The 12,499-nt window shown below is 66.8% G+C and carries 17 protein-coding genes and 1 tRNA gene; 11 read left to right on the top strand and 7 right to left on the bottom strand.

All coding sequences use genetic code 11. From position 1 onward, the window contains the following. The 4 genes from P1X14_RS08870 to argH all read right to left on the bottom strand — a co-directional run. Positions 1-262 (bottom strand): NAD(P)-dependent oxidoreductase (locus P1X14_RS08870; protein WP_277314975.1); only part of this gene is annotated, 262 nt, incomplete at its 3' end. 3 nt (positions 263-265) lie between these two features. Further along, on the bottom strand, positions 266-1,528 hold the full coding sequence (gene lysA / locus P1X14_RS08865) for a diaminopimelate decarboxylase (RefSeq protein WP_277314974.1): 1,263 nt from the start codon (positions 1,526-1,528) through the stop codon (positions 266-268). A gap of 6 nt (positions 1,529-1,534) precedes the next feature. Next, positions 1,535-1,786, bottom strand: coding sequence for a hypothetical protein (locus tag P1X14_RS08860; protein ID WP_277314973.1), 252 nt, complete (start codon positions 1,784-1,786; stop codon positions 1,535-1,537). Continuing rightward, positions 1,783-3,162, bottom strand: a complete 1,380-nt coding sequence (argH, locus tag P1X14_RS08855; protein WP_277314972.1) for an argininosuccinate lyase — start codon at positions 3,160-3,162, stop codon at positions 1,783-1,785. Before argH ends, P1X14_RS08860 begins: the two co-directional genes overlap by 4 nt. Before the next feature lie 109 nt (positions 3,163-3,271). Here argH and P1X14_RS08850 point away from each other — a divergent pair, with 109 nt between their 5' ends. Continuing rightward, positions 3,272-3,769, top strand: a complete 498-nt coding sequence (locus P1X14_RS08850; RefSeq protein ID WP_346770447.1) for a TlpA disulfide reductase family protein — start codon at positions 3,272-3,274, stop codon at positions 3,767-3,769. Positions 3,770-3,772: 3 nt separating this feature from the next. Here P1X14_RS08850 and P1X14_RS08845 read toward each other — a convergent pair whose 3' ends face one another. Beyond that, positions 3,773-3,907, bottom strand: coding sequence for a hypothetical protein (locus P1X14_RS08845; RefSeq protein WP_277314971.1), 135 nt, complete (start codon positions 3,905-3,907; stop codon positions 3,773-3,775). A gap of 79 nt (positions 3,908-3,986) precedes the next feature. Further along, a tRNA-Gln gene (locus P1X14_RS08840) sits at positions 3,987-4,060 on the bottom strand. Between the two features lie 197 nt (positions 4,061-4,257). Between P1X14_RS08840 and P1X14_RS08835 the strand changes: the two genes are divergently transcribed. The 3 genes from P1X14_RS08835 to P1X14_RS08825 all read left to right on the top strand — a co-directional run bounded on the left by P1X14_RS08835 (position 4,258) and on the right by P1X14_RS08825 (position 6,455). Beyond that, positions 4,258-5,277, top strand: a complete 1,020-nt coding sequence (locus P1X14_RS08835) for a Ppx/GppA phosphatase family protein (protein ID WP_277314970.1) — start codon at positions 4,258-4,260, stop codon at positions 5,275-5,277. Then, positions 5,274-5,969 carry an RlmE family RNA methyltransferase gene (locus P1X14_RS08830; protein ID WP_277314969.1) on the top strand — a complete coding sequence of 232 codons (696 nt, stop codon included), beginning with the start codon at positions 5,274-5,276 and terminating at the stop codon, positions 5,967-5,969. Before P1X14_RS08835 ends, P1X14_RS08830 begins: the two co-directional genes overlap by 4 nt. Positions 5,970-6,044: 75 nt before the next feature. Further along, the gene (locus tag P1X14_RS08825; RefSeq protein ID WP_277314968.1) at positions 6,045-6,455 is read left to right on the top strand and encodes an EF-hand domain-containing protein; all 411 of its coding nucleotides are present in this window, start codon (positions 6,045-6,047) and stop codon (positions 6,453-6,455) included. A gap of 70 nt (positions 6,456-6,525) precedes the next feature. On the opposite strand, the gene rpoZ is transcribed toward P1X14_RS08825, so the two are convergent. After that, positions 6,526-6,870: a DNA-directed RNA polymerase subunit omega gene (rpoZ, locus tag P1X14_RS08820; RefSeq protein WP_277314967.1), complete on the bottom strand. Its 345-nt coding sequence runs from the start codon at positions 6,868-6,870 to the stop codon at positions 6,526-6,528. A 141-nt stretch (positions 6,871-7,011) separates the two neighbouring features. Between rpoZ and P1X14_RS08815 the strand changes: the two genes are divergently transcribed. The 7 genes from P1X14_RS08815 (at position 7,012) to P1X14_RS08785 (ending at position 12,473) form a co-directional block, all read left to right on the top strand. Further along, the gene (locus P1X14_RS08815; RefSeq protein WP_277314966.1) at positions 7,012-7,890 is read left to right on the top strand and encodes a hypothetical protein; all 879 of its coding nucleotides are present in this window, start codon (positions 7,012-7,014) and stop codon (positions 7,888-7,890) included. A 14-nt stretch (positions 7,891-7,904) separates the two neighbouring features. Beyond that, positions 7,905-9,074 (top strand): phosphatidylserine/phosphatidylglycerophosphate/cardiolipin synthase family protein, encoded by a 1,170-nt coding sequence (locus P1X14_RS08810; protein ID WP_277314965.1) that lies wholly within the window; start codon positions 7,905-7,907, stop codon positions 9,072-9,074. Then, entirely contained in the window at positions 9,071-9,547 is a 477-nt protein-coding gene (locus tag P1X14_RS08805) for a lasso peptide biosynthesis B2 protein (RefSeq protein WP_277314964.1), read from the top strand. The genes P1X14_RS08810 and P1X14_RS08805 overlap by 4 nt, the downstream gene beginning before the upstream one ends. Positions 9,548-9,560: 13 nt before the next feature. Continuing rightward, a complete protein-coding gene (locus tag P1X14_RS08800; protein ID WP_277314963.1) occupies positions 9,561-10,472 on the top strand; it encodes a DMT family transporter in 912 nt (303 codons plus the stop codon). Positions 10,473-10,529: 57 nt separating this feature from the next. Next, positions 10,530-11,195, top strand: coding sequence for a hypothetical protein (locus tag P1X14_RS08795; protein ID WP_277314962.1), 666 nt, complete (start codon positions 10,530-10,532; stop codon positions 11,193-11,195). Between the two features lie 65 nt (positions 11,196-11,260). Further along, positions 11,261-11,866, top strand: coding sequence for a hypothetical protein (locus P1X14_RS08790; protein WP_277314961.1), 606 nt, complete (start codon positions 11,261-11,263; stop codon positions 11,864-11,866). A 34-nt stretch (positions 11,867-11,900) separates the two neighbouring features. Next, positions 11,901-12,473, top strand: coding sequence for a hypothetical protein (locus P1X14_RS08785; RefSeq protein WP_277314960.1), 573 nt, complete (start codon positions 11,901-11,903; stop codon positions 12,471-12,473). Positions 12,474-12,499 lie beyond the last annotated feature (26 nt).

The following is a 12,499-nucleotide window of genomic DNA, read 5'->3' as shown; positions in this document are numbered from 1 at the left end:
GGTCGACGATGGCGGGCAGGGTGAAGTCGCACAGCTCAGGCCGGTCGACCGTGTTGACCAGCACGCCTTCGGCCCGCAGCCGCGCCACCGTCTCTTCCGGTTCGGGAAGCGCGACGATGGCCAGCGCCGCGCCGCTCTCGACGATGCGCGCGCCCGCGCGTTCGAGCAGGCGGCGCTTGGCCTCCGCCGCTTCGCCGCTGCCGATCAGGATCACCGGCCGCCCGGCCAGTTTCACGAACAGCGGCAGCGCGGCGAGGCTCATGGCTCAGTCCGCCAGCCAGTCCGGGATCGGTTCCTGATCCATGATCGATTCGGCCGAGATGCGCGGGGCGACCACGGCGAACCTGTCGCCCGACACCAGCACCTCGGGCACCAGCGCGCGGCTGTTATAGGTACTGGCCATCGTTGCACCATAAGCGCCGGCGGAATGGAGGACGAGCAGGTCGCCCGCCTTCACCGTATCGATCTCGCGATTTTTGGCGAACACGTCGCTCGATTCGCACACCGGCCCGCAGACATTGGCGACGAACGTCTCGCCCGACGGCTTCACCGCCGAAATGTCGTGATGCGCATCGTACAGCGCGACGCGGGCGAGATCGTTCATCGCCGAATCGACCACCACCCAAGGATTGGTTACGCCCGGCTTCACCCACAGCACTTCGGTCAGCATCACCCCGGCATTGGCCGAAAGCACGCGGCCGGGCTCGAACATCAGCTCGACGTCCCAGTCCTTCGTCACGCGGGCGACCATCGCGCCATAATCGTCCATCGTCGGAGGCACGTCGCCTTCCTTGTAGCGCACGCCAAGGCCGCCGCCGAGATCGACATGGGTGATGGTGTGGCCGCGGCCGCGCAGCTCGGCGACCAGCTTGCCGATGCGGACGAACGCCTTCTCCAGCGGCTCGAGGCTCTGCAGCTGGCTACCGATATGGATCGCCACGCCGCGCAGGTTCAGCCCCTCCAGCGGCGCGAGCCGGTCGAAAATGTCGGGTGCCTGATCGATCGGCAGGCCGAACTTGTTCTCCGCCTTGCCGGTCGAGATTTTCTCGTGCGTGCCCGCGTCGACATCGGGGTTCACCCGCAGCGTGGCCGGCGCGACCAACCCCTTGGACCGGGCGATCTCCGCCAGCACGACGCCTTCCTCTTCCAGCTCGAGGTTGAACTGGCCGATCCCGGCATCGAGGCCCGCGGCCAGCTCGGCGCGGGTCTTGCCCACGCCGGAGAAGACGATGTCCTCCGCCTTCATGCCGCCGGCCAGCGCGCGCGCCATCTCGCCGCCCGAAACCACGTCGGCGCCGTAGCCTTCATTGGCGAGCAGGCGGATCACCGCCAGATTGGGATTGGCCTTGATCGCAAAGGCCAGATGGACCCGGCCGGCCTGTTCCACGCCCTTGCGGAAATCGCGGGCACGCTTTCGGAAGGCCTCGGCCGAATAGACATAGACGGGTGTGCCGACTTCGGCGGCAATGCGGGCAAGCGGGGTGGCTTCGGCGTGGAGTTCGCCGTCAATCAGAGCAAAATCGGTCATGGGGTCTCAGTTCGGAGGAGGCAGATCGAAATCGTCGCTGCGGCGCTCCTTGGAGCTTTCGATCAGGTCGTCGCTGCGAGCGGGGCGGGTCTGGGGCGGCGCCGCGAGGAGGTCATCCGCTTTCGGAGCCTCTTTCGCGGCGTAAGGTTTGACCGGCAGCGACTGGCCCTGCGGCGGGATCAGCGCCTCGCGCGCACCGCATCCGCCAAGCGCCAGCGAAGCCGCAGCCATGGTTCCGGCAAACAGGATCCGCTTCATCGCCCTTCCTCCTCGCGCAGCGCCTTTGCCGCTGCGATCGCCTGACGCACCCGCGCCGGAGCCGTGCCGCCGAAGCTGGTCCGGCTCGCGACCGACGCGTCCACGCTCAGAACGCCGTACACCCGGTCATCGATCCTGTCGTCGATTTCCTTGAGCGCGCCAATATCGAGTTGATCGAGGCGTATGCCCTGACGCTCTGCCTCGGCCACCGCGCGCCCGGTGATGTGATGCGCCTCGCGGAAGGGGATGCCGCCCTCGCGCACCAGCCAGTCGGCCAGATCGGTCGCGGTGGAGAAACCGGCTTCCGCGGCGGCACGCATCCGCTCCAGCCGGAAGGTCGCGCTTTCGACCATGCCGGTCATCGCCGCGATGGAGAGACCCAGCAGGTCGTGCGCCTCGAACACCGGCGGCTTGTCGTCCTGCATGTCCTTTGAGTACGCCAGCGGCAGGCCCTTCATGGTGATCATCAGGCTGACCAGGCTGCCCGCGATCCGGCCCGAATGGCCGCGCACCAGTTCGGCGGCGTCGGGATTGCGCTTCTGCGGCATGATCGAGCTGCCGGTCGACCATTGATCGCTCAGCGCCACGAAGCCGAAGGGCTGGCTCGCCCAGATCACGAATTCCTCGGCCAGGCGGCTCAGATGCAGGCTGCACTGGGTCGCGCTGGTGAGGTACTCGATGGCGAAATCGCGGTCCGAGACCGAATCGAGCGAGTTGCGCGTCGGGCCGTCGAACCCGAGCGCCGCGGCGGTCGCTTCGCGGTCGATCGGAAAGCCGGTCCCGGCCAGCGCCGCGCTGCCCAGCGGGCACAGGTTGAGCCGCGCGCGGGCGTCCTTGAGGCGGCTGCGGTCGCGCGAGAACATCTCGACATAGGCCATCAGGTGATGGCCCAGCGTCACCGGCTGCGCGACCTGAAGGTGGGTGAAGCCCGGCATCACGCTGTCGGCATGTTCCCCGGCCCGCACCAGCAGCGCGTCGACCAGCGCGGCCAGCGCCGCATCGGCCTGATCCACCGCATCGCGCACCCACAGCCGGAAATCGGTCGCGACCTGGTCGTTGCGCGAACGCGCGGTGTGCAGGCGTCCTGCACCCGGCCCGATATCCGCGGCCAGCTTGCTCTCGGCGAGCATGTGGATGTCTTCCAGCGCCAGATCGACCGGCACGCCATTGGCTTCGAAGTCCGCGCCGACGCGGGTCAGCCCTTCGGAGATCGCCGCGGCATCCTCGGCCGGGATGATGCCCTGCTTGCCCAGCATCGCGACATGCGCCTGCGAACCGGCAAGGTCCTGCTGCCACAGCCGCTTGTCGAAGGGGATCGAGGCGTTTATCTCGCGCATCACCGCGGAAGGACCTTCGGCGAAGCGTCCTCCCCACATCGAATTGGAGCTGTCCTTGCGCCCGGTAATCGCGCTTCTCCTGCTGGCGGCTCTTGGAATCGGCGGTTGCGATAGGCAATCCGCGCCGGGAAGCCAAGCAAACGAAACTTTGCAGGCCCCCACGCCCAACGGCAGCGAAGCCGGGGAGAAGGTGGTCGAGGAAGTGATCGGCACGCTCGATCGCAGCCACAAGGGAGAGGCGGCGCCTGCGATCGCCTTCACCACGCCCGGCGGCGCGAAGGGCAGTATGGCCGATTTCCGGGGCAAGCCGGTGCTGCTCAACCTGTGGGCCACCTGGTGCGTGCCCTGCGTCAAGGAAATGCCGACGCTCGACGCGCTGGCCGTCTCGCTGGGCGACAAGGCGCAGGTGGTGGTGCTGAGCCAGGATCTGGACGGCGCGGCCAAGGTCACGCCCTTTTTCGAAAAGGCGAAGTTCCAGAAGCTCCAGCCCTATCTCGACAGCGATGCGGCGTTCAGCCTGAGCATGGCGATCAATCTGCCGACGACGATCCTCTACGATTCGAACGGCAAGGAAGTCTGGCGCATGCTGGGCGGCATGGACTGGACCGGCCAGACCGCGCGCGAACTGGTCGCCGAAGCGAACTGACCGCTACAGCGACAGCCAGCCGATCAATACCCACAGCGCAATGCTGATGGGTACGCCGATCAGGATGCCCATCATCGGCCCGGCCCGGCGCGCGGCGGGTTCCGGATCGGGGCTTTCGGGAGTGGGATCCTCTGTCATCGCCGCGATCCTAATGGGGGCGGGATCGCGATCCATCGCGATCTATTCCGTTTCGGCGGGAATGTTGGATCGAAGGAAGTGGATGCCCGACAAGGACTCGAACCTTGATTGACGGAGTCAGAGTCCGCTCTCTTACCATTAGAGGATCGGGCAACGCAGGGCGGCGCAAATAGGCGGCACTGCGATTCGAGTCAACACCGTGCGAACCGATGCCCTGCCGCCTCGCTTGCCCAGTGCGATGGGCTGCGCTAGCCTCGCTCCCAAGCACCGGACGGCCAAGTGCCGAGACGGAAAGAACATAAGTGAGTGACGCGATGGGGGATGGCTCCGCCAGACTGCCCCATGGACTGGTGACGAAGCCTGTCCAGACGGGAACGACGCCCGCCGCGGAGCGGGCAGGCCGGCCGCGCTGGCCGGAGGCGCGCCACTATGCCGCGCTGGATCTGGGCACCAACAATTGCCGGTTGCTGATCGCGCGTCCGCAGGGCGGCGGCTTTGCCGTGGTCGATGCCTTTTCGCGGATCGTCCGGCTGGGCGAGGGGCTGGCGACCACCGGCCGCCTGTCCGATGCCGCGATCGATCGCACCATTGCCGCGTTGCGCATCTGCGCCGACAAGCTGAAGCGCAGGCGGGTGACGTTGGCCCGTTCGGTCGCGACCGAGGCATGCCGCCGCGCATCGAACGGACAGGAATTCATCCAGCGCGCCTATCGCGAGACCGGCATCGCGCTCGACATCATCACTGCCGAAGAGGAAGCGCGCCTTGCCGTGCTGGGCTGCCATGCCCTGCTCGAGCCCGGCGATGGGCCGGCGCTCGTCTTCGACATTGGCGGCGGATCGACCGAGCTCGTGCTGGTCGATTCGGCCGAGCCGATGCCGCGCATCCTCGACTGGCATAGCGCGCCCTGGGGTGTCGTTTCGCTGACCGAGGCGATCGGCCATGGCGAGGGGCCGGAGGGCCGCATCGCCGCCTATGCCCGGATGCGTGCCGAAGTGGCGCAAGCCTTCGCCCCGTTCGTCGCGCGGCTCGATCCGCCGCCGGGCACACGGCGGCTGCTGGGCACCAGCGGGACGGTGACGACGCTCGCCAGCGTCCATCTGGGCCTCTCCAGCTATGATCGTTCGGTGGTCGACGGGCTGATCGTGCCGTCCGCCGCGATGCGCGGTGTCAGCCAGCGGCTGGCACATCTCAGCCTCGCCGAACGCAGCCAGGTGCCTTGCATCGGCAGCGAGCGTGCCGATCTGGTGGTGGCGGGCTGCGCGATCCTTGAGACGATTCTCGACTTGTGGCCGGCCGAACGGCTGGGCATCGCCGATCGCGGCATCCGCGAGGGCATCTTGCGGCGATTGATGAACGGGAAACAGGGATGAGCAGGGGCGGCGCCAGAGGACATACGCGGGTCAAGACCGCACGCGGACGCACGACCCAGTCGACGCGCTGGCTCGAACGCCAGCTCAACGATCCCTATGTGAAGAAGGCCAAGGCCGAGGGCTATCGCAGCCGCGCGGCCTACAAGCTGACCGAGCTGGACGAGCGGTTCGGTTTCCTCAAGGGATCGAAGCGCGTGATCGACCTCGGCATCGCGCCGGGCGGGTGGAGCCAGGTGTGCCGGCGCGTGATCCCCAAGGCGAAGGTGGTCGGCATCGATCTGCTGCCGGTCGATCCGATCGACGGGGTCACCATTCTCCAGATGGACTTCATGGCCGATGAAGCGCCGGACCGGCTGATCGAGGAACTGGGCGGGCGGCCCGATCTGGTGCTGTCGGACATGGCGGCGAATACCGTCGGCCATCCGCAGACCGACGCGCTGCGCACGCTGGGGCTGGTCGAGACCGCGCTCGATTTCGCGGTGCAGGTGCTCGAACCCGGCGGTGCGTTCGTGTGCAAGGTGTTCGCGGGCGGCACCGATTCGGCGCTGGTGGCGCAGATGAAGCGCAATTTCGCGACGGTGAAGCATGCCAAGCCGCCGGCCAGCCGCAAGGGTTCGGTGGAGTGGTTCGTGGTCGCCCAGGGCTTCAAGGCCCGCCCGGCGGAAGCCATCGAAGACACGGACGACGCCTGACAAAGTTTTGCGACAGGTCGCGCCGATAAGGCGCCTGCTCGCCCGTCCCTTTCGGGCGTTCATGGAGTTCGCATGATGAAGAAGCTGATTCTCGGCGCCGCGCTGGCGGCCGCGCCGCTTGCCGTTTTCGCCACGCCCGCCGCCGCGCAGGATGGCGGCGCGATGATGGCGGCGATGTTCCCCGATCCCGATGGCGACGGCGCGACCAGCAAGGCCGAATTGCTCACCGCCAGCGCCGCGCGTTTCGCGCAACTCGACAAGAACAAGGACGGCAAGCTCAGCGAATCCGAGCGCGAAGCCGGTCCCGGCGGGCGGATGCTGGGCCGCGCCGACACCGATGGCGACGGATCGGTCTCGGCCGACGAGATGAAGGCCGCGGCGACGATGCGCTTCGACCGGCTCGATACCAACAAGGACGGCAAGATCGACGCCACCGAACGCGCCGCCGCGATGGAGCGTATGCGCGCGATGCGCCCGGGCAACTGATCGCTTCAGGCAAAAAGAAAGGCCGGGGATCGCTCCCCGGCCTTTTCTGTTTCAGCGAGTCGCGAGCGGCTCAGCCGTCGTAGTCGCCACCCAGATTCTGGTTGCGCGGCGGGGCAGCGGCGGTGAGGCGGAGCGCCTCGGCCGAAGCCGACAGCGAGCCGATTTCGTCCGGGGCTTCCTCATCGTCGATCTGGACGCGCTGCAGGCTCGACACCACGGCTTCCTCGAGGTGAGTCGGGCGAACCGTCTCTTCCGCGATCTCGCGCAGTGCGACGACCGGGTTCTTGTCGCGATCGCGATCGATCGTCAGCTCGGCACCGCCAGAAATCTGACGGGCGCGCTGCGCCGCGAACAGGACGAGATCGAACCGGTTGGAAACCTTGTCGACGCAATCTTCGACGGTGACGCGCGCCATCTTACGCAATCCTTGGAATTGGAATGTCCGGGAAAGGCGGCGACTTAGGCAGCGGGGGCGCCAAAGTCAAGAAAATGCGCCCGGTCTTGCCCTGCGGCACGCGGCGCCGCATCACTTGTGTCGGGATATGGGGGATACCGGATGGAGCTGCTGCTCTTCGGAATGATCACATTGGTGTCGTTCGGCAGCTTTGTCGATTTCCTGATAGGCAGCCGCGGCAATGCTCGGCTGAAGGGCGGGCTGGCGGCCGCGTGGCTCCGTCTCAACGAGGGCGGGTTACGCCAGATGGTCCCCGCGACGGCACGCGCGCTGGGGCGGTTCATCGACGCGGTACTGGCCCCGCCGGGCTTCACGCGCCGCTATTTCCTGCGGACCCTGCGGGCGAGCGTGCTGATCAATCTGCTGGCGTTCGTGGTGGCGATGACGGCGAATGGCGCATTCGCCTCGACGATCGAGGCTGGCTTGCCGCACGATTGGGTTGAACAGATCGGCTATCTGGTACGGCTTCTCGTCGGCTATCTGGCGATTGTTTATCTTAGCGATCTGATCGCCTGGGCGCTTGCGCGCCGTACTCTCACTTATATCGAGGTTGGGCGGCGCATTCCTGCAGCACTTTCCACCACCGCGATGCTCACCGGTTGCGCTCTCGCGATGATGATCTCGAACATGGCGATCACGACGGTTCTCTTTGAATCCGCCTACAGTGACAGGGCCTTCCTATCGTCGATCGAATATGTGGTGCAAACCGCGATCGAGGATCCGCTCCTCGCATTGTGGCCGTTCGAAGACATGTTCGGCCCTCTCTACCTCCCTTCCCTCTCGGTCTTCCTGCCCCTCAGCGTCTTCCTCCTCACCCTCGCGACGGGCCTGATCCTCTCCATCCTCGATCCGCTGATCCGCCGCCCGCTCAGCCTGATCCTCGAACGCGCCGAGGCTTCGACCAAGGGGTTGTTCACCCTCGCTTCGATCACGCTGGCGGCGCTGGTTTCGATTTTGAGTGCGGCGTCGCGCGCTTTCTGACACGAGGGGCCGCGATGCAGGTCGCGGAATCCAAAGGCAGCTTCACCGTCGACGGAAACCGGCTGCGGCTCCTGACCGAAGGGCCGGAGCGGCTCGCCGAACTGCTGAACCTGATCGCCACCGCACAGCGCTCGCTGCGTGTCCTCTATTATATCTATGTCGATGACGAGGCCGGGGCCGCGATCCGGCAGGGCCTGATCGATGCGGCGAAGCGCGGGGTGAAGGTGTCGCTGATCGTCGACGGTCTCGGCAGCGAGCATGCCGCGAGCCGCCATTTCTTCGATCCGCTGGCCGAGGCGGGGGTGGACATGTGCCGCTTCGTGCCGCGCTGGGGGCGGCGCTATCTGTTGCGCAACCATCAGAAGCTGGCGCTGGCCGACGAGGAGCGCGTGATCATCGGCGGCTTCAATATCGAGACCAGCTATTTCGGCACCGCCGACGACGCCGCGTGGCGCGATCTGGGGCTGCTGGTCGAGGGGCCGGCGGCCGGGCGGCTGGTCGGCTATTTCGACGCGCTGTCTTCCTGGGCAAAGAAGCCGCGCCCGTCGCTGCGCAAACTGGGCAAGACGCTGCGCAACTGGAGCGAGCCCGAGGGCAGCGCGCGCTGGCTGCTCAGCGGGCCGATGCGGCGCCTGTCGCCCTGGACCCGGGTGATCAAGAAGGACATGAGCCTGGCCCAGCATATCGACCTGATCAGCTCGTACTTCGCCCCCAATCCGGCGATGCTGCGGCGGCTCGACAAGGTCGGGCGGCGCGGCCGGGTGCGTCTCGTGCTGCCGTCCAAGGTCGATCACACCGCTTCGCTTTGGGCGGCGCGCTTCACCTATGCCGGGCTGCTGCGCAAGCGCGTCCAGATCTTCGAATATCAGCCGACCAAGCTCCATACGAAGCTCTATGTGATCGATGGCGTGGTCCATATCGGCTCGGCCAATTTCGACATCCGCTCGCTCTATCTCAATCTCGAGCTGATGCTGCGGGTCGACGATCCGGCCTTTGCCGCGCATGTTCAGGCCTATGTCGATGGCGAGATCGCCAATTCGGAACAGGTCACCGCGGCGATCTACAAGGCGCGGACCGGGCCATGGACGCGGTTCCGGCAGATGATCGCCTATTTCGTGATGGCCGTGCTCGACTATAACGTGACGCGGCGGCTCAATTTCGGTCGCGAGGGACGGCGACGGTGAGACGCAGGCGCAGCTGGAAATCGAAAGCGACACGGCTGGTGCAGGTCGACTGGCGCGAGCGAGCGCTGCTGGCCGAGGCTTCGGCGCAACTGCTGGCGGCGCGGCTGCGGATCGCGATCCTGCCCTTCCGCACCATCGCCAAGGATCTCGGCACCTTCGTGCCCCCGGCCGACAGCCGGATCGCGGCGGCCCGCGCGCCCGCGCCCGAAGACCTGCGCCATGCTGCCGAGAAGATCGGCTGGGCAGTCACCCGCGCCGCCGTGCACGTCCCGTTCAAGGCGGTCTGCCTGCCCCAGGCCATGGCGGCGCATGCGATGCTCAAGCGGCGCGGTATCGGCAGCGCGGTCCATTTCGGTGCCCGGCGCAGCGACGAGAAGCCGATCGACGCCCATGCCTGGCTCGATGCGGCGGGTGTGGAAGTGACCGGCTATCCGGTGGCGGCCGGAATGAAGGAGATCGGCGCGTTCGTATGAGCCGCCGCCTCCCATGCTGAAATCAAATACCACCCGTGCCTATGCGATGCTCGCGATCGTCATGCTGTTCTGGGCGGGCAATTCGATCGTCGGGCGCGCGATCCATGGCCAGATTCCGCCGCTGACGCTGGCCTGGTTCCGCTGGACCGGCGCGCTGCTGGTGCTGCTGCCCTTCGCCTTGCCGCATCTTCGTGCCGAGGCCGCTGCGATCCGTGCCAGCTGGAAGCGGCTGCTGCTGCTCGGCCTGCTCGGCGTCGCCTCGTTCAACGCGTTTCTCTACACCGCGCTCGAACATATGCCCGCGACCAACAGTCTGTTGCTGCAGGCGGCGATCCCGGCGCTGGTGCTGCTGTGCGACCGGCTGTTGTACGGCGTCCGCGCGACCTGGCTGGTGCTGGCCAGCGTGCTTCTGTCGACCATTGGCGTGCTGTTCGTCGTCCTGCACGGCGATTTCCACGCATTGCTCGCGCTGCGGCTGGGCAAAGGCGAAATCTTGATGCTGATCGCGGTGGCGGTCTGGTCGCTCTATTCCAGCATGCTGCGCGAACGGCCGGCCGTGTCGCAGCTGGCTTTCCTCGCGGTTACCTTCGCGATCGGCGTGGCGGCGATGACCCCGCTGGCGCTGTGGGAAGCGGCGAGCGGGCGCCATGTCGCGTGGAGCGCGGGCGCGGCAGGAGCTATCCTCTACGTCGCGCTCTTCCCCTCGCTGATCGCCTATCTGCTGTTCAACATGGCGGTGGAGGCCGTGGGCGCGGCGAAGGCAGGGCAGGCATCGACCTTGCTACCCTTGTTCGGCGCGCTGCTCGCTGCGCTGTTCCTTGGCGAGGCGCTGCACGGCTATCATCTGATGGGCATGGCGCTGATCCTTTTGGGGATCGCGATGAGCGCGTTCAGCCGTCCGGCAAAATCCGTTTCGGGTCCGTGACAAACTGCGGGTCCCGCTGATATCCTTTCCCCGAACGGGCAAAAGGGGATCGGGGTGATGAAGCATATCGTGCGATATCTGGCGGGGCTGATCGCGGCATTTGCGATCGCGGGGACGGCACAGGCTCAGGACAAGATCCACGCCTATGCGCTGGCAGTGAGCGAGACCAGTTCGCTGGGCGGGGTCATCCATTACACGATCGGTGCGGACGGCACGCTGGATGGGCGGTTCACCTATCATGCCGGTGGTGGCCGGATCGATTCCGAGGTCGCGACGCCGCGCAAGCGCAGCCGCAACGCCACCGGCGTGTACGATACGCGCGGCACGGTGAACGGCGTCGCCTATACCGGAACGCTGACCGTCACGCGTCTCGGTGCGGGTGCGGGCGGCACCGATATCCTCGAATTCGTCTGGAACAATGGCGATCGCGGCATCGGCGTCCGGCATCCGCTGGGCCTGATCGTCGCCTATGGCGGTGACGAGGCCGGGCTGTTGTCCGAACTGGAGCCGGGCCGCTGGACATTGGCGGTGATGGGCTGGAACGGCGAGACCGGCCGCCTGATCGGCTATGAATGGCGCGCGACACAGCCGGCCGGAAGCTATGCGGGCAAGCCGATGTTCGGCGGCGATGCGGGCGGGATCGTGATCGAACAGGTCGGCGATGCCTATCGGCTGAAGCTGCCCGGCGGCGCGGTGGGCGTGGCGATCGACGCGGTGCGCTAGGGTCCGGTTCGCCGTACAAGCGCCCCAAATCCGGGCCAGCATCGGCGCAAACCGGAAGGCTGGTTATGCGCATCGCTCTCGCTTCTCTGACTCTCGCAATTGCCGCCCCTGCTCAGGCGCAGGAGGCGCAGGTTCGCGCGGTGATCGGCGACTGGTATGCCGAACTGGCCAAGCGCGAAGCCCGTCGCCCCCATGCGCTGTTCGCCCCCGGCCATATCGATGCCACGCCGCCCGAGCGGTACGAGGATAATGGCGCGGCGTCGCTCGGGCCGCGGCGCTTCACCTCGCTCGCCGCGACGGCGCTCGAATTCCGCTACGAAGTGGATTCGGTGCGGGTCGACGCCAGCTTCGCGCGGGTTCAGGTGTTGGAACGCGGCTATTTCTACGCCTGGGCGGCGCAAAGCACCTATGAGCGGGCCGCCAGCACCATTTTCGTCCTCGAGCGGCAGGGCGATGGCCGCTGGCTGATCCTCGCGCATCGTTCGGACCCCGCCGGCCTCCCGCCGAACCGCGTCACCCGCCCGATGCCCGATCTGCGCGATCGCTTCTACGCCACCGAAGGCAAGGACCGCGATCCCGCGGCGGACGCGCGCAACGCCGCCAAGTTCGTCGTTTTCCGCTGCGCTGAGTCGGCACCAGCCGTGCTTGCCCGATCGTTGCGGATGCGATAGCAACTGTATTAATTGATTAATACAGTGGGGCTGCATGGAGATGATCGAACTCAAGGCGGCACTGCTGCGCGACCGGCTGGCATCGTACAAAAGGCTGCGCGGCGGCTTTCCGATCCCGCTGGCGGGCACGGTCTATTGGGGCGTGCTGGCGTGGCTGGGCTATCAGGGCACGCCGCTGGCCGACTGGGCGATGTTCGCCTTTATCGGATCGGGCGCGATCTTCCCGCTGGCGCTGCTGTTCGCGGCGATCTTCCGCAATCCCTTCATGAAGGACCGCACCGCGAGCGGCGACGTGCTGCTGCCCGCCTTCATCGCGATGCTGCTGTTCTGGCCGATGATCATCGCCGCGGTGCAGGTCGCGCCCGAACTGGTGCCGCTGATCCTCGCCATCGGCATGTCGCTCCATTGGCCGGTGATCGGCTGGAGCTATGGCCGCACCGCGCTGTTCTCGGCGCACGCCATCGTCCGCGCGGTGGCGGTGCTGCTGATCTGGCTGCTGCTGCCCGAAGCGCGGCTGACTTTGCTGCCGCTGTCGGTCGCGCTGGTCTATTTCCTCACCGTCATCGCGCTGCTGATCGATTCGGGGCGGGTGAAGGTGCCGGAGTAACTTGCCGTTTCGCCACGCGCGGGGCA

It is taken from the genome of Sphingomonas sp. AOB5 (genome assembly GCF_029433115.1).
Classification (GTDB): domain Bacteria; phylum Pseudomonadota; class Alphaproteobacteria; order Sphingomonadales; family Sphingomonadaceae; genus Sphingomonas.
Note: the sequence above shows the minus strand (reverse complement) of the source record. Positions and strands in the feature narration are given on the sequence as shown.

Coding starts and splice junctions, on each gene's coding strand:
- lysA (WP_277314974.1), bottom strand. CDS start 1,528: ATGACCGATTTTGCTCTGATTGACGGCGAACTCCACGCCGAAGCCACC.
- P1X14_RS08860 (WP_277314973.1), bottom strand. CDS start 1,786: ATGAAGCGGATCCTGTTTGCCGGAACCATGGCTGCGGCTTCGCTGGCG.
- argH (WP_277314972.1), bottom strand. CDS start 3,162: ATGTGGGGAGGACGCTTCGCCGAAGGTCCTTCCGCGGTGATGCGCGAG.
- P1X14_RS08845 (WP_277314971.1), bottom strand. CDS start 3,907: ATGACAGAGGATCCCACTCCCGAAAGCCCCGATCCGGAACCCGCCGCG.
- P1X14_RS08830 (WP_277314969.1), top strand. CDS start 5,274: ATGAGCAGGGGCGGCGCCAGAGGACATACGCGGGTCAAGACCGCACGC.
- P1X14_RS08825 (WP_277314968.1), top strand. CDS start 6,045: ATGAAGAAGCTGATTCTCGGCGCCGCGCTGGCGGCCGCGCCGCTTGCC.
- rpoZ (WP_277314967.1), bottom strand. CDS start 6,870: ATGGCGCGCGTCACCGTCGAAGATTGCGTCGACAAGGTTTCCAACCGG.
- P1X14_RS08815 (WP_277314966.1), top strand. CDS start 7,012: ATGGAGCTGCTGCTCTTCGGAATGATCACATTGGTGTCGTTCGGCAGC.
- P1X14_RS08810 (WP_277314965.1), top strand. CDS start 7,905: ATGCAGGTCGCGGAATCCAAAGGCAGCTTCACCGTCGACGGAAACCGG.
- P1X14_RS08800 (WP_277314963.1), top strand. CDS start 9,561: ATGCTGAAATCAAATACCACCCGTGCCTATGCGATGCTCGCGATCGTC.
- P1X14_RS08795 (WP_277314962.1), top strand. CDS start 10,530: ATGAAGCATATCGTGCGATATCTGGCGGGGCTGATCGCGGCATTTGCG.
- P1X14_RS08790 (WP_277314961.1), top strand. CDS start 11,261: ATGCGCATCGCTCTCGCTTCTCTGACTCTCGCAATTGCCGCCCCTGCT.
- P1X14_RS08785 (WP_277314960.1), top strand. CDS start 11,901: ATGGAGATGATCGAACTCAAGGCGGCACTGCTGCGCGACCGGCTGGCA.